The organism is Rhodococcus sp. Z6_132, from assembly GCF_058133635.1.
The window spans coordinates 40,742-58,339 of sequence record NZ_JBYUNP010000003.1; the positions used below are offsets into that span (position 1 = coordinate 40,742).

The window sequence follows — 17,598 nt, forward strand, 5'->3', positions numbered from 1 at the left end:
CGTGACCGGCACCGAGACCAACGCCGAGCCCGCCGCCACGCTCACCGCCACGCCGGTGCGCACCCTCGGGCTGCGCTCGCAGCTGGGCCTGTGGGGCAACCTGGGCATCTCCCTGCTGCTGCCCGTCGCCGCCACCTACATCGTCCTCAGCGGACAGTCCCTGCTCGCCACCCTGCTGGCGGTGGTGGTGGGAGCGGTCATCGGCAGCACCCTGCTCGGCCTGGCCGCCGCCGCGGGTGCACGCACCGGCGCCCCGGCGATGGTGCTCATGCGCGGCCTGCTGGGCACCCGGCTGTCCAGCCTGCCCACCGCGGCCAACCTGGTGCAGTGCGTGGGCTGGGCGACCTTCGAGATCTTCGTGATCGCCGAGGTGGCCACCCAGCTCACCGACGGCCCGCGCTGGGTGTTCGTGCTCGTCGGCGGAGTGCTGGCCACGGTGATGGCGCTCCACCCGCTGGGCGTGGTGCACCTGCTGGCCCGCTACGCGGTGTGGGCGGCGGTCGCCTCCACCGCGTACCTGCTGGTGCAGGTGCTGCGCGAGCCACTGCCCGGACTCACCGACGGCGACTTCGGCGGCTTCTGGCTCAGCGTCGACCTGGTGATCGCGCTGCCGGTGTCCTGGGTGCCGCTGGCGGCGGACTACGCCCGGCACTCCCGCTCGGCCACGGCGTCGTTCCTCGGGGCCAGCGTAGGCTACGGCACCGCCACCATCCTGTTCTTCGCCCTCGGCGTGCTGGCCGTCAAGGTCTACGGCGTCACCGGCTTCGACGTGGTGGCCCAGCTGCTGCTGCTGCCGGTGGCCGTGGTCGCGGTGCTCATCCTGGTGCTCGACGAGCTGGACGAGGCGTTCGCCAACCTGTACTCCACGGCCGTCAGCGCGCAGAACCTGCGACCGGGTTGGGACCGCCGCCACCTGGTGCTGGGGGTGGGGGCGCTGGCCACCGTGCTGGCGCTCACGGTGGACGCCACCGGCTACGAGCCCTTCCTTTTCCTGCTCGGCGCCGTCTTCGTCCCGCTGACCGCCACCTTCCTGGTCGCCTACTACCTGCTGGCCCGCCGCTCCCGCGCCGCGTGGGACGTCTCCGCCGGTGCCCCCGCGCGGTGGGAGATGCTGCTGCCCTGGGCTGCCGGATTCGTGGCCTACCAGCTGGTGGCGCCCACCGCGCTCACCGGCTGGGCGCAGGGCTGGACCAGCTGGTGGACCGCGCGACAGGCCGACGTCGGGCTCTCCGGCAGCGGCTGGTCGGCCTCGCTGGTGTCACTGGCCGTGGCCGGTGGGCTCACCGTGGCGGTGGGGCTGGTGTCGCAGCGCGTGCGCCGGACGGTGCGCGCATGAGCACGCTGTCGCAGCGCCTGCACCGGCTGGGGGAGCCGCTGCTGCAGCAGCAGCTGGCGCACCCCACGGTGGTCGGCATCGGCCGTGGTGACCTGGACCGCGACGAGTTCGGCCGCTGGCTGGAGCAGGACTACCTCTACCTGCTCGACTACGTGCGGGTGTTCAGCCGGCTGGCCTGGCAGGCGCCGGAGGAGCACCTGGGGGAGCTGGTGGACCTGGCGCACAGCACCTGGCACGAGGAGCTGGACCTGCACCGCGCGCTGGCCGCACCCTTCGGCGCGCAGCTGGACACCGCCACCAAGAGCCCGCAGTGCGCGGCGTACACGGGCTTCCTGCTCAGCTCGGCCGCCGACTACGGCACCGGCCTGGCCGCGCTGCTGCCCTGCATGTGGGGCTACTCCCAGCTCGGACAGCGCCTGGCCCAGCACCCGCCGGCCGACCCGCAGTACCGGCAGTGGGTGGACACCTACGCCGACCCCGGGTTCGCGGAGCTGGCCCGCCGGTGCGGGCAGATGCTGGACGAGGCCGATCCCGACCCGGTCCGCGCCGAGGCGGCGTTCCTGCAGGCGATGCGCCACGAGCTCGACTTCTGGGACGCCCGGTGAGCGCCGCCCCCGCCGCCAGCACCAGCACCGCCGAGCAGCTGGTGGCCGGTCAGGCTCAGCTGTGGCACAAGTGCCTGACCCACCCGTTCGTGCTGGCCACCGCGGAGGACTCGCTGCCCCCCGGCGCCTTCGACCGCTGGCTGCTGGCCGACCACCACTTCGTGGTGCAGTTCCGCCGCTTCCTGGCCGGGGTGCTCGCCCAGGCTCCGGACGAGCCCGCCCGGGACGTGCTCGCCGGTGGCATCGCCGCCCTCACCCCGGAGCTGGCGCTGTTCCGGGAGCAGCTGGCCGAGCGCGGGCTGGCGCCGCACACCTACCGGCCCACGGGGGCCGTGCTGGCCTACACGTCCTTCCTGCTGGCCAGCCTGGCCGACGGTTACGGCGTGGCCGCCGCGGTGCTCTACGGGGTGGAGAAGGCCTACTTCGACGCCTGGACCGCGGTGCGCGAGCGGGCGGCGCTGACCAGCTCGCCCTACCGCGGGTTCATCGACAACTGGTCGGCCCCGGCCTTCGGTGCCTACGCCGACGACCTCGGCGCCCTGCTGGGCCAGGGCGCCCCGACACCGCAGCAGGAGCAGGCCTTCGCCCAGGTGGTCAGCTTCGAGCTGGCCTTCTGGGGCGAGGTGCACACCGGGTAGACCGGTCTGGTCGACCCAGGCTCAGTCCACCTCGGCGACCGCCTGGGCGAACTGCGCGGCATACAGCTGCGCGTAGGCGCCGTCGGCGGCCAGCAGCTCGGTGTGCGTGCCCTGCTCCACGATGCTGCCGGACTCCATCACCAGGATGACGTCGGCGTCGCGGATGGTGGACAGCCGGTGGGCGATGACGAAGCTGGTGCGGCCCTGGCGCAGCGAGCTCATGGCCCGCTGGATGAGCACCTCGGTGCGGGTGTCCACCGAGCTGGTCGCCTCGTCCAGGATCAGGATGGTCGGTTGCACCAGGAAGGCCCGGGCGATGGTGATCAGCTGCTTCTCGCCCACGCTGACGCTGGAGCCCTCCTCGTCCAGCACCGTCTCGTAGCCCAGCGGCAGCGCCCGCACGAAGCGGTCCACGTGGGTGGCCTCCGCAGCCGCCTCCACCTGCGCCCGGGTGGCACCGGGCACGCCGTAGGCGATGTTGTCGGCGATGGTGCCGCCGAAGAGCCAGGCGTCCTGCAGCACCATGCCGGTGCACGCGCGCAGCTCCTCGCGGGCCATGGCGGCGATGTCCACCCCGTCCAGGGTGATCCGACCACCGGTCACCTCGTAGAAGCGCATCAGCAGGTTCACCAGCGTGGTCTTGCCGGCCCCGGTCGGGCCCACGATGGCCACCGTCTGGCCCGGCTGCACGGTGAGGGAGAGGTGCTCGATCAGCGGGGTCTGCGGGTCGTAGCGGAAGGAGACGTCCTGGAAGGCCACCCGCCCGTGCAGCTCGGCGGGGCGCTGCGGCAGCTTCGGGTCGGGCTCCTGCTCCGCGGCGTCGAGCAGGGCGAAGACCCGCTCGGCCGAGGCGACGCCGGACTGCAGCAGGTTGGCCATGCTGGCCACCTGCGTAATGGGCTGGCTGAACTGACGGGAGTACTGGATGAAGGCCTGCACGTCGCCCAGCGACAGCGCACCCGTGGCCACCCGCAGCCCGCCGACCACGGCCACCAGCACGTAGCTGAGGTTGCCGATGAAGGTCATCGCCGGCTGGATGGTGCCGGAGATGAACTGGGCCTTGAAGCTGGCCTGGTACAGCGCGTCGTCGTGCTCGTCGAAGGTGGCGATGGCCTGGTCCTGACGGCCGAAGACCTTGACCAGGGCGTGGCCGGTGTACATCTCCTCCACGTGCGCGTTGAGCCGGCCGGTGCTGGCCCACTGCTTGACGAACTGCGGCTGCGCCCGCTTGCCGATCATGGTGGCCACCACCACCGACACCGGGACGGTGATCACCGCGATCAGCGCCAGCAGCGGCGAGATCACCAGCATCATCACCAGCACCCCGATGATGCTGAGCAGCGAGCTGACGATCTGGCTCAGCGTCTGCTGCAGCGACTGGGCGATGTTGTCCACGTCGTTGGTCACCCGGCTGAGCAGCTCCCCGCGCGGGTGGCGGTCGAAGTAGCTCAGCGGCAGCCGGGACAGCTTGTGCTCGGCGTCCTCGCGCAACCGGTAGACGCTGCCCTGCACCACGGTGGCGGTGATGCGGCCCTGCAGCAGGCTCAGCAGCGAGGCGCCCAGGTAGACGGCCACGGCGAGCAGCAGCACCCGGCCCATGGCGTGGAAGTCGATGCCCTGGCCGGGCACCACGTCCATCCGCGCCACGATGTCGGCGAGGTTGCCCTCGCCGTCGGAGCGCAGCCGCTGGACCGCCTGGTCGGTGCTGGTGCCCTCCGGGACGGAGCGGCCGAGGATGCCGGCGAAGATCAGGTCGGTGGCCCAGCCCAGGATCAGCGGACCCAGCACGGTGAGGCCCACGCTTCCCGCCGCCAGCAGCAGCGACACCAGCACCAGCGCCCGCTGCGGTCGCAGGGTGGACAGCAGCCGCAGGCCGGAGCCACGGAAGTTCATCGCCTTCTCCACCGGCGCGCCCATGCCCGGGCCCGGTCCGGGGCCGCGGCGTGGTCCAGGGTGGCTCATGCCGCCTCCTCCGCGGTGAGCTGGGACAGCACGATCTCCTGGTAGACGCCGTTGTCGGCCATCAGCTCCTCGTGTGTGCCCGAGCCGACCACCCGGCCGGCGTCGAGCACCACGATGCGGTCGGCGCCGCGAATGGTGCTCACCCGCTGCGCCACGATCACCACCGTGGCGTCGGCCGTCTCCTGCACCAGCGCGGCGCGCAGCGCGGCGTCGGTGGCGTAGTCCAGCGCGGAGAAGGAGTCGTCGAAGAGGTAGATCTCCGGGCGGTGGGCCAGGGCGCGGGCGATGGCCAGCCGCTGGCGCTGCCCGCCGGAGAGGTTGGAGCCGCCCTGGGCGACCCGCGAGTCCAGCCCGTCGGCCAGCTGGGCCACGAAGTCGCTGGCCTGGGCCACCCGCAGGGCGTGCCAGAGCTCGTCGTCGGTGGCGTCGGGGTTGCCGTAGCGCAGGTTGGAGGCGACCGTGCCGCTGAACAGGTACGGCTTCTGCGGCACCAGGCCGATGGCGGTGGACAGCGTGGGGCCGTCCAGCTCGCGCACGTCCACCCCGTCCACCAGGACCGCTCCCGCGGTGGCGTCCATCAGCCGGGCCACCAGGTTGACCAGCGTGGTCTTGCCGCTGCCGGTGGCCCCGATGATCGCGGTGGTCTCCCCGGGTCCGGTGCGCAGGGTGATGCCCTGCAGCACCGGCTGCTCCGCACCCGGCAGCCGGTACTCCACGTCGCGCAGCTCCAGGTGGCCGCGCTGCAGCCCGCGGGTGACCGGGCGGGTGGGCAGCACCACGCTGGAGGCGGTGTCCAGGACCTCGCGCAGCCGCTCGGCGCAGACCTCCGCGCGCGGCACCATCATGAACATGAACGTCGCCATCATCACGGCCATCAGGATCTGCATCAGGTAGGTGAGGAAGGCGGTGAGCGCGCCGATCTCCATGGCGCCGCTGTCGATGCGGTGCCCGCCGAACCAGAGCACGGCCACACTGAAGACGTTCATCACCAGCATCACCAGCGGGAACATGTACGCCATCAGCCGCCCCACCCGGAGCGAGACGTCGTAGAGCTCGCCGTTGACCTCGGCGAAGCGCTCCTGCTCGGCGCGGTCGCGGACGAACGCCCGGATCACCCGCACCCCGGTGATCTGCTCGCGCAGCACCTGGTTGGTGGTGTCGATGCGGTCCTGCACCACCCGGAACAGCGGTCGCAGCCGGGAGACGATGATGGTGACGATGACGCCGAGCAGCGGCACGGCGAGGACGAGCAGGCCGGACAGCGGCACGTCCTGCTCCAGGGCCAGCAGGATCCCGCCCACGCACATGATGGGCGCGGTGACCATCAGCGTGAACGTCATCAGGGCCAGCATCTGCACCTGTTGCACGTCGTTGGTGGTGCGGGTGATCAGCGACGGCGCCCCGAAGCGGCCCATCTCCCGCGCGGAGAAGGTGAGCACCCGGCGGAACACCGCCGAGCGCAGGTCGCGGCCCACCGCCATCGCGGTGCGCGCCCCGAGGTACACCGCGGCCACCGCGCAGGCGATCTGCACCAGGGTGACCGCCAGCATCCAGCCGCCGATGCGGACGATGTAGCCGGTGTCGCCGAGCACCACGCCGTTGTTGATGATGTCGGCGTTGAGGCTGGGCAGGTACAGGGTGGCCAGCGTCTGCAGCAGCTGCAGCGCCACCACCCAGCTGATGTCGCGACGGTAGGGCGCCAGGGTGGAACGCAGGAGCTGGATCAACAAGGTGGGGCCACGCCGCTCTCGTCCGGGCCCGTCGCTCGTGGCGGGTCGACCCCTCGATTGAACCACCCGCCCGTGCGTGGGCTCCCACCCCTTTTCCCTGCGGGCACCCGCGGCGGTCGTGGTGGCTGCACGGGTCAGGTGGATCAGGACGAGCGGGAGGCCGCCCGGCCCAGCATCGTCGTGAGCATCAGCTGCTCGACCCGGTGGTGCGCCTCGGCGGTGGGGGAGAAGCGCAGGAGGCGGCCGACGTCGAGCACCAGGCCGAAGGCGGCGTGCACCAGGAAGCGGGCCTGGGCCGCAGCCAGGTCCGGGCGCACCTCGGCGAGCAGGTGCACCCACTCCTCGACGTTGAGCCGCTGCATCGTGCGCAGCGTCGCGCGCTGGTCGGCGGGCAGGTTGCCGATCTCGGCGAAGTACACCGACATCAGCTCGCTCTGCGCGAAGGAGAGCTCCACGTAGACCTCGACCAGCCGGGCCAGCCCCTCCTCCGGACTCCGCGAGGCCGCCAGCGACGAGGTGATCGCCTGGGTGAGCCTTTCCGAGGCGCGGTGGAAGGCGGTGGCCAGCAGGTCGCTCTTGCTGGCGAAGTGCCGGTACACCCCGGAGGCGTTCATCCCCGCGGCGGCGCCGATCTCCTCGATGCTCACCTCGTGGTAGCCGCGGCGGTGGAACAGCGCCACCGACTCCTGCAGCAGCACCTCGCGCTTGGACGTCACCGCCAGCCCCGCCCGTGCCGGCGGGGCCTCGACGCCCGGCTCGCTGGGCAGCTCGCAGCGCAGCACCGACCAGCAGGCCTGCAGCAGCAGCGCCCGCACCCGGTCCGTGGAGAGGGTGCCGCGGTGCGCGGTGGTGCTGGCGATCACGCTGAGCGCCGCCACGCCGAGAACCTGGGCGTCCCGGGCGGTCAGCTCCGGGCGCAGCTGGCTCAACGGGTCCACCAGCCGACGACTGACGCGAGTGATCTTCTCCCTCAGTCGCGCGCGGTCCGCCGGCCGCAGGTACCGGCCCTCCCAGCGGTAGAGCCCACCGGTGCGGCGGTTGTCCAGGGTGGTGGCGATGATGGCCAGCAGCGCGTGGCGCAGCTGCTCCTCGGCGTCCTCGGCCGGTTGCTCCGCTGCCTCGTCAGTCGCAGCCACGAGGGCGTCGGCCAGGGTCATGGCGGCGTGCCGGAACAGTGCGTACTTGTTGGGGAAGTGCCGGTAGAGGGCCGGCCCGGAGATCCCCAGCCGGGACGCGATGTCGGCCACGCCGACCGCGTGGTAGCCGTTCTCGCTGAACGCCTCGGCCGCCGTCGCGGCGATCTGGGCCTTGCGGTTCTTCGGCCGCCGGCGGACCGGAGCCACGTCCGCTGGCGGCGCGCCGGTCGCTGGCTCACTGGTCATGGGACTCCCCGGTGCGGGTCGGGAGCGCGGGGCGCGGGTGCGCTCGGTGCGGGTGGAGCAGGCGGCACGGTGCGGCGATGTTACCCGAGGCTGCACCTGCTGGTTCCGACGTCGGAGGTCCCCGCAGCTGGGCGGGGGGCGCGAGCGTGCACCACGAGCACCCTGTCCGCCCGGTGTTGACAACGGCGTGCGTTGCGAGGATGTTAACCGCCATTCTGACGTCGTGAGCAAAGGACGATTCATGGGGCGCTCCGAGATCCCGTTCGACTCCGCGGGCGGTTCGGCGTGCTGAGCACCCGGTGCGCGCAGGGGTTCAGGGTGTGCCGCCCCGTGGTGCAGGGCGTGCTGACGTGGGTCGGCCGCGCGTGAGCGGGCTGCTGGTGAGCCGGGAGGGCGGCGTCCTGCGGCTGACCATCGACCGGCCGGAGCGGATGAACGCCCTGGACGGGCCCACCGCCCTGGCGCTCGCCGACGCCCTGACCAAGGACGCCGTCCAGCCCGACGTGCGGGTGGTGGTCATCGCCGGCACCGGCGGCGCGTTCTGCACCGGTGCGGACGTGCTGGCCATCGCCAGCGCCGAGCCCCCGGCCAACCAGGCGGAGGCGGACGCCCGCGCCCAGCAGACGATGGACACCGCCAACCGGCTGGTGCGGGCCATCATCGAGCTGCCGCTGCCGGTCGTCGCGGCGGTGAATGGCCCCGCGGCCGGGCTCGGGGTGTCGCTGGCGCTGGCCTGCGACCTGGTCTACGCGGCCGAGGAGGCCTACTTCCTGCTGGCCTTCGCCAACGTCGGGCTGATGCCCGACGGCGGCGCCAGCCTGCTGGTGCCCGCAGCGCTCGGCCGGGCGCGGGCCAACGCGATGGCGCTGCTGGCCGAGCCGATGACGGCCGAGCACGCCTGCGCGACGGGACTGATCAACGAGGTGCTCCCGGCGGCGGACCTGGCTGAGCGGGTGGACAAGGTGGCCCGCCGCCTGGCGCGCGGGCCACGGCGTGCCCTCGAGCTCACCAAGCGCGCCCTCACCGCGTCCACCCTGGCGCTGCTGGAGGACGCGCTGGAGCGGGAGTCGGTGGGGCAGCGGGAGCTGCTGGGGTCCCCGGACTTCGCCGAGGGCATCGCCGCGGTGCTCGAGCACCGGCGCACTCGGTTCGCCTGAGCGAACAGCGGCAAACTTCAGCACGTCTCGCGGCGAAGGATCGTGCTTCGTGTGAAGAATGATGGTTAACAAGAGCGGACGCCCGGTGTCATGGTTGTGTAATACTCGTCACAATCACGGCCGGGTGCGGGCTCGCTCTCGCGCCGGTCAGCTCTGGTGAGAGGAACCCCTCGATGACTGTCTCCGCCGACCCCACCGCCGACCCCGCTGCCGACCCCGCTGCCGACCCCGCTGCTGATCTCACCGCCGAGCCGCTGCGGTCGCGGCGCAGCAACTGGAACAACCAGGTCCGCCGGCACGCCCTGATGAACCCGGCTGCGGTGGCGCTGCGCTTCGAGGGCGCCGCCACCAGCTGGAGCGAGCTCGACGGCCGGGTCACCGCCTTCGCCGACGCGCTCAGCCGCCGCGGCGTGGGCTTCGGCGACCGAGTGCTCATCGTGATGCTGAACCGCCCCGAGTACCTCGAGGTGGTGCTGGCCACCAACCTGCTCGGGGCCATCGCGGTGCCGGTCAACTTCCGGATGACCCCACCGGAGATCGCCTTCCTGGTGCAGGACAGCGGCGCCCGGGCCGTCGTCGCCGACGCCCTGCTGGCCCCGCTGGTGGCCAAGGTCCGCGAGCAGGTGAGCGAGCTGGAGGTCAGCATCACCGTCGGTGGCCCCGCCGAGGGCGACGTGCTCGGCTACGAGCAGCTGCTCACCGAGACCGGTGCGCAGCACGCCCCGGTGGACGTCCCGGACGACACCCCAGCGCTGATCATGTACACCTCCGGCACCACCGGCCGGCCCAAGGGCGCGGTGCTCACCCACGCCAACCTGCAGGCCCAGGCCTTCACCTGCATCCGGGCCCTGCAGATGCACGGCACCGACGAGGTTGGCTTCTGCGCCGCGCCGATGTTCCACATCGCCGCGCTGGGCAGCCTGGCGCCGTCGCTGCTGCTGGGGGTGCCCACCGTGGTGCACCCGACGGGGGCGTTCGACCCGGGCCAGCTGCTGGACGTGCTGGAGGCCGAGGGCGTGACCACGCTGTTCCTGGTGCCGGTGCAGTGGCAGGCGGTGTGTGCCGAGCAGGCGGCCCGGCCCAGGCAGCTGCAGCTGCGGGTGATCTCCTGGGGCGCGGCCCCGGCCTCGGACACGGTGCTGCGAGCGATGGCGGAAACCTTCCCGGAGGCGCTCAACGTCGCGGTGTTCGGCCAGACCGAGATGTCGCCCATCACCTGCGTGCTCGACGGCGAGGACGCGCTGCGCAAGCTGGGCTCGGTGGGCCGGGTCATCCCCACCATCCAGGCCCGGGTGGTGGACGACGAGATGAACGACGTCCGCCCCGGCGAGGTCGGCGAGATCGTCTACCGCGGCCCCACGCTCATGCAGGGCTACTGGCAGAACCCGCAGGGCACCGCGGATGCGTTCCACGGCGGCTGGTTCCACTCCGGCGACGTGGTGCGCCAGGACGAGGAGGGCTTCGTCTTCGTCGTCGACCGCAAGAAGGACATGATCATCTCCGGCGGGGAGAACGTCTACTGCGCCGAGGTGGAGAACGTGCTCTACGAGCACCCACAGATCGCCGAGGTCGCCGTCATCGGCCGACCCGACGAGCGCTGGGGCGAGGTCCCGGTGGCGGTGGCCGCGGTCACCGGCGGTGAGCTGACCATCACCGAGCTCTCCGCGTGGCTGGACACCCGGCTGGCGCGCTTCAAGCACCCCAAGGACCTGGTGGTGGTGGACGCGCTGCCGCGCAACGCCAGCGGCAAGGTCGTCAAGGGCGAGCTGCGCTCGGCCTACCCGAAGGTGGGAGCCGGCTCGGTCTGACCCGGACGGGGCTGCCCAGGTCAGTCCAACCCAGGTCAGTCCAGCGCAGGTCAGTGCTGCGCAGCCTGGCGGCGGGCCAGGCCCCTGCAGCTGGCAGGGCCACGAGGAGCAGCACCGGCCCGGCCACGGCGACGACGTTCGGGTTGAGCAGCACCAGGCCGAGCCCGGTCAGGCTCATGGCGGTGAAGATGGGGTTGCGCGCCACGGCGAACGTGCCGGTGACCACGAGATCGGTGCGCTCACTCGCGTCGACGCCGATGCGCCGAGTGATCGCCGCCACAAGAGGGTGGTTCGGGCGCCGGCGAAACACTCCGGCCACTCGCCGGTAGCAATCCGGCCATCAGCGTGGCGTTCAGTGCGCTGAGCAACACTGGCAGATACACCGACACACGCAGCGCGGAGGACGAACATGAAGGTAGTGGTGGTCGCGGGCAACCCGAAGCCGGGCTCACGCACGCTCGAGGCGGCAACCCTGGTGGCCAGCGCGCTCACCGGCGAGGAGCCCGCCGAGGTCATCGACGTCATCACCCTGGGGCCGGGTCTGCTCGGCTGGGGTGATGCCGGGGTGCAGGCGGCGGTGGCGACCGTGCAGGCGGCGGATCTGGTGGTGGTGGCCAGCCCGACGTTCAAGGCGACCTACACCGGGGTGCTCAAGCTCTTCCTCGACCAGTTCGCCACCGGCGACGGGCTGCGGGGCGTGGTGGTGGTCCCGCTGATGCTCGGGGCCGGACCCACGCACGCGATGGCGCCGGACCTGTTCCTCAAGCACGTGCTGGTCGAGCTGGGGGCCACTGCGCCGGCACCGGGACTGTTCCTGCTTGACTCGACGTACAGCAGCGATACTCGAGTCGCCGACTACGCGGCCCGGTGGGGAGCTGTGCTCACCGCCGCCGCCAGCTCACGAACGGAGACTTCATGACCACCCCCAGCACCTTCGACCAGGGCGAGCTGCGCAACGCCTTCGGACAGTTCCCCAGCGGCGTGGTGGCGGTGTGCGCCGAGATCGACGGCACCCCCGTGGGCATGGCCGCCAGCAGCTTCGTCGCGGTGTCCCTGGAGCCGCCGCTGGTGGCCTTCTGCGTGCAGAACACCTCGTCCACCTGGCCGCGGCTGCGGGCCTGTCAGCGCATCGGCATCAGCGTGCTGGGGGAGGCCCACGACGGCGCCGCCCGCACCCTGGCCGCCAAGACCGGCGACCGCTTCGCCGGGCTCACCCTGCGCACCAGTGACGACGGTGCGGTGTTCATCGAGGGCGCGACCACGTGGCTGGACACCACCGTCACCGAGGAGGTCCCCGCTGGTGACCACGCCATCGTGCTGATGGCGGTCAACTCCTTCGAGGTGCTGCAGGACGTGGCGCCGATCGTCTTCCACGGCAGCAAGTTCCGCAAGCTCGCCGCCGACGCGGGCTAGCCGCTGGCCCCGGCACCTCAGCGTGTCGGGGCGGTGGCGGTGAACGCATGGCTTCCTCCCTGACTCCTCGGAGCAACACCGAGGAAACCTTGCCCTCCTAGGTTCGTGGGGCCAGGTCGTCGCCACGACGCAGGGGGAGCATGCCGACCAAGACGCACTGCCCGTACTGCTCGCTGCAGTGCGGCATGACCCTCACCGCCCCGGCTCCCGACGCCCCGGCTGACGCCCTGCCGCTCACGGTCGCGCCGCAGGAGGACTTCCCCACCAACCTCGGCGGGCTGTGCGCCAAGGGCTGGACCTCCGCCGAGCTGCTGGCCCACCCCGAGCGGCTCACCCAGCCGCTGGTGCGTGACTCCCGGCACGAACCACTGCGCCCCACCACCTGGGACGACGCGCTCGACCGGGTGGTGGCCGGCATCCGCCGCAGCCAGGACGCCCACGGCCGCGACAGCGTGGGCTGCTTCGGCGGCGGCGGCCTCACCAACGAGAAGGCCTACCAGCTGGGCAAGTTCGCCCGGGTGGCGCTGGGTACGGCGTCCATCGACTACAACGGCCGCTTCTGCATGTCCTCGGCCGCCAACGCCGCCGGGCGGGCCTTCGGCATCGACCGCGGCCTGCCCTTCCCGCTGGCCGACGTCGCCCACGCCGACGCCGTTCTGCTGGTGGGCAGCAACCCGGCCGACACCATGCCCCCGGCCATGCAGTTCTTCGACGCCGGCCGCGAGCGCGGCGCCCGCCACGTCGTCGTCGACCCCCGCCTGACCGGCACCGCCCGTCGCGCCGAGCTGCACCTGCAGCCGGTGCCCGGCACCGACCTGGCCCTGGCCAACGGCATGCTCAACATCGCCATCCGCGAGGGCCTGGTCGACCACGACTACCTCGCCGAGCGCACCACCGGCTTCGAGGCGGTGCGCCGGGCGGTGCGGCTGTACTGGCCCGACCGGGTGGAGCGCATCACCGGCGTCCCCGAGGCCGACCTGGTGGCGGCGGTGCACCTGCTGGCCGAGGCGCCGCGGGCGATGATCCTCACCGCCCGCGGTGCTGAGCAGCACAGCTCCGGCTCGGACACGGTGATGGCCTACATCAACCTGGCGCTGGCCCTGGGCCTGCCCGGACGGCCCTACTCCGGCTACGGCACCATCACCGGCCAGGGCAACGGGCAGGGCGGTCGAGAGCACGGACAGAAGGCCGACCAGCTGCCCGGCTACCGCCGCCTGGACGACCCCGCGGCGCGGGCGCACGTGGCGGGGGTGTGGGGCGTGCACCCCGACGAGCTGCCGCAGCCGGGGGTCTCCGCCTACGAGATGCTCGACACCCTGGGCACCGACGGCGGGGTGCGGGCGCTGCTGGTCACCGCGTCCAACATCGTGGTGTCCGCCCCGCGGGCCGCGCACGTCACCGAGCGGCTGCGGGCGCTGGACCTGCTGGTGGTGTCGGACTTCTTCCTCTCCGAGACCGCGGCCCTGGCCGACGTGGTGCTGCCCACCACCCAGTGGGCCGAGGAGACCGGCACCATGACCAACCTGGAGGGTCGGGTCATCCTGCGGCAGCAGGCCATCGACGCCCCGGACGGTGCGCGCACCGACCTGTGGATCATGCGTGAGCTGGCCGAGCGCCTCGGCCGGCCGTTCTTCTCCGACGACCCGGAGGTGGTGTTCGCCGAGCTCGGCCGCGCCAGCGCCGGTGGCAAGGCCGACTACTCGGGGCTCAGCCACCACCGCCTCGCCCAGGACCAGGGCGTGTTCTGGCCGTGTCCCTCCCCGCGGCACCCCGGCACCCCACGGCTGTTCACGGTGGACTTCCCCACGCCCGACCGGCGTGCCCACCTGCACCCGGTGGAGCACAAGGGCACCGCGGAGGTGCCCGACGAGGAGTACCCCTACTACCTGAGCACCGGCCGCCTGGCCCGGCAGTACCAGTCGGGAACCCAGACCCGGCGAGTGCCGTCCCTGGCCGCCGACGGGGCCGGTGCCGCGGTGCAGCTGCACCGCGACCTGGCCCAGCGCCTGGGCGTGGGCGACGGAGCCCTGGTCCAGCTGCGCACCCGTCGGGGCAAGGCGGTGATGGCAGTGGAGGTGGTGGCGGGCATCCGCCCGGACACCGTCTTCGCACCCTTCCACTGGGGCGGGGAGTCCAACGCCAACCTGCTCACCAACCCGGTCCTGGACCCGTACTCCCGCATGCCCGAGTTCAAGGTCTGCGCCGTCGCGCTGGACCGTGCCGACCTTGCTGACCCAGCCCGCCCCACCGACACCGAGAGCGAGCCGAGCCATGCCTGACAGCAGCACTCCCCGATTCCTGCAGGGCGTCTTCGCCTTCGACGGCAAGGGCCTGGACAGCCCCTTGCCGCTGTCTCCCGAGCTGCGCTACACGGTGCCGCCGGGAGCCACCACCCAACCGGTCTACTTCCGCGGCGGCAACAGCGCGCCGGAGATGATCACCGTGGTTCTGGTGCGCGACGGAGCGCCCATGCGCTACTTCCCGATCGCCGCCTCCGGGGCCTGTCACGTGCCGCTGCGCGTGGTGGAGGACCTGCTGGGCGACACCGTGCTGGAGATCCACGTGGCCGCTCCGGAGGGGTGCAGCGGGACCGTGGTGGTCGACCTGGGGCTGGTGGAGGTCTGATGACGCTGCTCGAGGAAGCCCCAGCCGCCCGCAACGGCCACGAGCCGTCGCGCTCGCGCCTGGTCGTGGTGGGCAACGGGATGGCCGGGGTGCGCGCCGTGGAGGAGATCCTGGCCCGCGACGGTGCCGGGCAGTTCGCCATCACCGTCTTCGGCGACGAGCCCTACGGCAACTACAACCGCATCCTGCTGTCCAACGTGCTGGCCGGCTCGGACGACACCTCGGAGATCTACCTCAACCCCGTCGACTGGTACACCGACAACGACATCGACCTGCGCGCCGGCGTCCGCGTGGTGCGCATCGACCGCTTCGCCAAGGTGGTGCTGGCCGACGACGGCAGCACCCTGCACTACGACCGCCTCGTCATCGCCACCGGCAGCCGCTCCTTCTTCCCGCCGATGGAGGGCATGTGGGCGGACAACACCACGCTCACCGCGGGTGTCTTCGGCTTCCGCAGCCTGGACGACTGCTCCGGGATGATCGACTACGCCGCCGGCAAGGCCCGCGCAGTGGTGATCGGCGGCGGGCTGCTGGGGCTGGAGGCCGCGCGCGGGCTGCAGAACCGCGGCCTGGAGGTGGAGGTGGTGCACGCCGCGCCCACCCTGATGAACGCCCAGCTCGACGACGACGCCGGGGCCATCCTGCGCCGGTCGGTGGAGAACCTGGGCATCACCGTGCACACCGAGAAGCGCACCGAGAAGGTGCTCAGCGCCGACGGCGCCGTCACCGGCATCGAGTTCTCCGACGGCACCCAGGTGCCCTGCGACATGCTCGTGGTCTCCGCCGGAATCCGGCCCAACGTGGGACTGGCCGTGCGGGCCGGGCTCACCGTGGAGCGCGCCATCGTCGTCGACGACCACCTGCGCTCGGTGGACGACGAGAACATCTACGTGGTGGGGGAGTGCGCCCAGCACCGCGGCCAGGTCTACGGGCTGGTCGCACCGCTGTGGGAGCAGGCGACCGTGCTGGCCGAGCACCTCACGGGCACCAACCCCAAGGCCGTCTACCAGGGCTCCCGGATGGCCACCAAGCTCAAGGTCGCCGGCGTGGACGTGGCCGCCATGGGGCTCAAGCACCCGGAGCACCCCGACGACGAGTTCGTCCAGTTCTCCGAGCCGCGCAACGGCATCTACAAGACGATCGTGGTGCGCGACGGCAAGCTGGTGGGCGCCACCCTGGTGGGCGACGTGAGCAAGGTGGCGTTCCTCATGCAGGCGTTCGACCGCGGGCTGCCGCTGCCCGAGGAGCGCATCTCGCTGATGTTCGACCTGGGCACCCCGTCGGTGGAGGTGGGGGCGGCCGAGCTGGCCGACGACGCTCAGGTCTGCAACTGCAACGGGGTGAGCAAGGCGGCCATCGTCAGCTGCGTGCAGGGCGGGCAGAAGACGGTGAGCGGGGTCTCCGCCGCCACCCGGGCCGGCAAGGGCTGCGGCTCGTGCAAGGGACTGCTGGGCCAGGTCGTGGAGTGGGCGGCCGGCGGCGCGGTGGAGGAGGACGCCTCGGCCAGCTGGTACGTGCCCGGCGTGCCCTACGCCAAGCCGGAGCTGATGCGGCTGATCCGTGAGCTCGAGCTGCACTCGGTGTCGTCGGTGTTCGCCGCCCTGGCGCCGGAGGCCGCCGAGGACGCCCAGTCCAAGATGGGCCTGGCCTCGCTGCTGCAGATGATGTGGGCCGAGGAGTATGTGGAGGAGCACGACGCACGGTTCATCAACGACCGGGTGCACGCCAACATCCAGCGCGACGGCACCTTCTCCGTGGTTCCGCAGATGAAGGGCGGGGTGACCAGCTCCGAGCAGCTGCGCAAGATCGCCGACGTCGCCGACAAGTACCAGGTGCCGCTGATCAAGCTCACCGGCGGTCAGCGCATCGACCTGCTCGGCATCCGCAAGGAGGACCTGCCCGCGGTGTGGGCCGACCTGGACATGCCCTCGGGCTTCGCCTACGGCAAGAGCTTCCGCACGGTGAAGACCTGCGTGGGCACCGACTTCTGCCGCTTCGGGGTGGGCGACTCCACCGCCCTGGGCATCGCCATCGAGGAGCGCTTCAAGGGCATCGCCGGCCCAGGGAAGATGAAGCTGGCCGTCACCGGGTGCCCGCGCAACTGTGCCGAGGCGCTGTGCAAGGACCTCGGGGTGGTGGCGGTGGAGGGCGGCCGCTGGGAGATCTACGTGGGCGGGGCCGCGGGTGCACACGTGCGCAAGGGCGACCTGCTCGCCACCGTCACCAGCGCCGCGGAGGTGATGACGCTGACCGGTCGCTTCCTGCAGTACTACCGGGAGAGCGCCAACTGGCTGGAGCGCACCTACAGCTGGGTGCCGCGGATGGGTATCGAGCACCTCCGCGCAGTGGTGGTGGACGACAGCGAGGGCATCGCCGAGCGCCTGGACGCGGAGATGCAGAAGGCGGTGGACGCCTACCGCGACCCGTGGACGGACGGCAGGGAACCGGCCACCCCCGGGCAGTTCCGCCCCTCGCTGCCGCTGACCGTGCTCCCCCAGGTGCCGGTCCGGTGAGCGCCGAGCCGCTGGAGGAGGTGGACGCCCCGGTGGTGGGCCACCTCGAGGACATCCCGGTGGGGGAGGGCCGGGCCTTCGCGGTCGCCGGTGACCAGGTGGCGGTGTACCGGCTGCGGGACGGCTCGCTGCGGGCGCTGGACGCGGTCTGTCCGCACCGGGGCGGCCCGCTGGCCGACGGCCTCACCGACGAGCGGGTGGTGGTCTGCCCGCTGCACGGCTACACCTACGACCTGGCCACCGGGCAGGAGATGTCCAGCGGGGCAACGGGAGTGTGTGCCTACCAGGTGAGCGCCGACGAGAGCGGAGCCATCAGGATCGGTCCACGAATCGCGCGGTGAGGCGCGCCCCCGCCCACCGTGCAGCACGGCTCTGCCTGCGATGATGTGCCGGACGATCAACGCTGCGGAGAGCTGAGGCCGGGATGAC

14 protein-coding genes are annotated in these 17,598 nt (G+C 72.1%); 11 read left to right on the plus strand and 3 right to left on the minus strand.

The features are described from left to right. Window position 1: 1 nt before the first annotated feature. Genes AC3YO9_RS13355 through AC3YO9_RS13365 form a run of 3 tightly spaced genes read left to right on the plus strand, consistent with a single transcriptional unit; the run spans window position 2 to window position 2,579 of the window. A complete protein-coding gene (locus AC3YO9_RS13355; protein ID WP_489983510.1) occupies window positions 2–1,336 on the plus strand; it encodes a purine-cytosine permease family protein in 1,335 nt (444 codons plus the stop codon). Next, on the plus strand, window positions 1,333–1,941 hold the full coding sequence (locus AC3YO9_RS13360) for a TenA family protein (RefSeq protein ID WP_489983511.1): 609 nt from the start codon (window positions 1,333–1,335) through the stop codon (window positions 1,939–1,941). Before AC3YO9_RS13355 ends, AC3YO9_RS13360 begins: the two co-directional genes overlap by 4 nt. Further along, complete coding sequence (locus tag AC3YO9_RS13365; protein WP_489983512.1) at window positions 1,938–2,579, plus strand: TenA family protein; 642 nt, start codon at window positions 1,938–1,940, stop codon at window positions 2,577–2,579. The genes AC3YO9_RS13360 and AC3YO9_RS13365 overlap by 4 nt, the downstream gene beginning before the upstream one ends. 21 nt (window positions 2,580–2,600) lie before the next feature. On the opposite strand, the gene AC3YO9_RS13370 is transcribed toward AC3YO9_RS13365, so the two are convergent. The 3 genes from AC3YO9_RS13370 to AC3YO9_RS13380 all read right to left on the minus strand — a co-directional run bounded on the left by AC3YO9_RS13370 (window position 2,601) and on the right by AC3YO9_RS13380 (window position 7,653). Next, window positions 2,601–4,541 carry an ABC transporter ATP-binding protein gene (locus tag AC3YO9_RS13370; protein WP_489983513.1) on the minus strand — a complete coding sequence of 647 codons (1,941 nt, stop codon included), beginning with the start codon at window positions 4,539–4,541 and terminating at the stop codon, window positions 2,601–2,603. Then, window positions 4,538–6,271, minus strand: coding sequence for an ABC transporter ATP-binding protein (locus tag AC3YO9_RS13375; protein WP_489983514.1), 1,734 nt, complete (start codon window positions 6,269–6,271; stop codon window positions 4,538–4,540). The genes AC3YO9_RS13370 and AC3YO9_RS13375 overlap by 4 nt, the downstream gene beginning before the upstream one ends. 143 nt (window positions 6,272–6,414) lie before the next feature. Next, window positions 6,415–7,653 carry a TetR/AcrR family transcriptional regulator gene (locus AC3YO9_RS13380; RefSeq protein WP_489983515.1) on the minus strand — a complete coding sequence of 413 codons (1,239 nt, stop codon included), beginning with the start codon at window positions 7,651–7,653 and terminating at the stop codon, window positions 6,415–6,417. Between the two features lie 350 nt (window positions 7,654–8,003). On the opposite strand from AC3YO9_RS13380, the gene AC3YO9_RS13385 reads away from it, so the two are divergent. The 8 genes from AC3YO9_RS13385 to AC3YO9_RS13420 all read left to right on the plus strand — a co-directional run bounded on the left by AC3YO9_RS13385 (window position 8,004) and on the right by AC3YO9_RS13420 (window position 17,510). Then, complete coding sequence (locus AC3YO9_RS13385; RefSeq protein WP_489983516.1) at window positions 8,004–8,810, plus strand: enoyl-CoA hydratase; 807 nt, start codon at window positions 8,004–8,006, stop codon at window positions 8,808–8,810. 173 nt (window positions 8,811–8,983) lie between these two features. Next, window positions 8,984–10,618 carry a fatty-acid--CoA ligase FadD5 gene (fadD5, locus tag AC3YO9_RS13390; RefSeq protein WP_489983517.1) on the plus strand — a complete coding sequence of 545 codons (1,635 nt, stop codon included), beginning with the start codon at window positions 8,984–8,986 and terminating at the stop codon, window positions 10,616–10,618. Between the two features lie 409 nt (window positions 10,619–11,027). Beyond that, window positions 11,028–11,537, plus strand: coding sequence for an NAD(P)H-dependent oxidoreductase (locus AC3YO9_RS13395; RefSeq protein WP_127781941.1), 510 nt, complete (start codon window positions 11,028–11,030; stop codon window positions 11,535–11,537). Next, entirely contained in the window at window positions 11,534–12,031 is a 498-nt protein-coding gene (locus tag AC3YO9_RS13400) for a flavin reductase family protein (RefSeq protein ID WP_127781942.1), read from the plus strand. Before AC3YO9_RS13395 ends, AC3YO9_RS13400 begins: the two co-directional genes overlap by 4 nt. 140 nt (window positions 12,032–12,171) lie before the next feature. After that, window positions 12,172–14,310, plus strand: coding sequence for a molybdopterin oxidoreductase family protein (locus tag AC3YO9_RS13405; RefSeq protein ID WP_489983518.1), 2,139 nt, complete (start codon window positions 12,172–12,174; stop codon window positions 14,308–14,310). Beyond that, window positions 14,303–14,656, plus strand: a complete 354-nt coding sequence (locus tag AC3YO9_RS13410) for a molybdopterin oxidoreductase (RefSeq protein ID WP_489983519.1) — start codon at window positions 14,303–14,305, stop codon at window positions 14,654–14,656. Before AC3YO9_RS13405 ends, AC3YO9_RS13410 begins: the two co-directional genes overlap by 8 nt. Next, window positions 14,656–17,169 carry a nitrite reductase large subunit NirB gene (gene nirB, locus AC3YO9_RS13415; RefSeq protein ID WP_489983520.1) on the plus strand — a complete coding sequence of 838 codons (2,514 nt, stop codon included), beginning with the start codon at window positions 14,656–14,658 and terminating at the stop codon, window positions 17,167–17,169. Before AC3YO9_RS13410 ends, nirB begins: the two co-directional genes overlap by 1 nt. Then, window positions 17,166–17,510: a Rieske (2Fe-2S) protein gene (locus tag AC3YO9_RS13420; protein ID WP_489983521.1), complete on the plus strand. Its 345-nt coding sequence runs from the start codon at window positions 17,166–17,168 to the stop codon at window positions 17,508–17,510. The genes nirB and AC3YO9_RS13420 overlap by 4 nt, the downstream gene beginning before the upstream one ends. Window positions 17,511–17,598 lie beyond the last annotated feature (88 nt).

What these genes read in the sequence shown, in the direction of transcription:
- AC3YO9_RS13360 (WP_489983511.1), top strand. Translation starts at nt 1,333, where the DNA reads ATGAGCACGCTGTCGCAGCGCCTGCACCGGCTGGGGGAGCCGCTGCTG.
- AC3YO9_RS13370 (WP_489983513.1), bottom strand. Translation starts at nt 4,541, where the DNA reads ATGAGCCACCCTGGACCACGCCGCGGCCCCGGACCGGGCCCGGGCATG.
- AC3YO9_RS13380 (WP_489983515.1), bottom strand. Translation starts at nt 7,653, where the DNA reads ATGACCAGTGAGCCAGCGACCGGCGCGCCGCCAGCGGACGTGGCTCCG.
- fadD5 (WP_489983517.1), top strand. Translation starts at nt 8,984, where the DNA reads ATGACTGTCTCCGCCGACCCCACCGCCGACCCCGCTGCCGACCCCGCT.
- AC3YO9_RS13395 (WP_127781941.1), top strand. Translation starts at nt 11,028, where the DNA reads ATGAAGGTAGTGGTGGTCGCGGGCAACCCGAAGCCGGGCTCACGCACG.
- AC3YO9_RS13400 (WP_127781942.1), top strand. Translation starts at nt 11,534, where the DNA reads ATGACCACCCCCAGCACCTTCGACCAGGGCGAGCTGCGCAACGCCTTC.
- AC3YO9_RS13405 (WP_489983518.1), top strand. Translation starts at nt 12,172, where the DNA reads ATGCCGACCAAGACGCACTGCCCGTACTGCTCGCTGCAGTGCGGCATG.
- AC3YO9_RS13410 (WP_489983519.1), top strand. Translation starts at nt 14,303, where the DNA reads ATGCCTGACAGCAGCACTCCCCGATTCCTGCAGGGCGTCTTCGCCTTC.
- nirB (WP_489983520.1), top strand. Translation starts at nt 14,656, where the DNA reads ATGACGCTGCTCGAGGAAGCCCCAGCCGCCCGCAACGGCCACGAGCCG.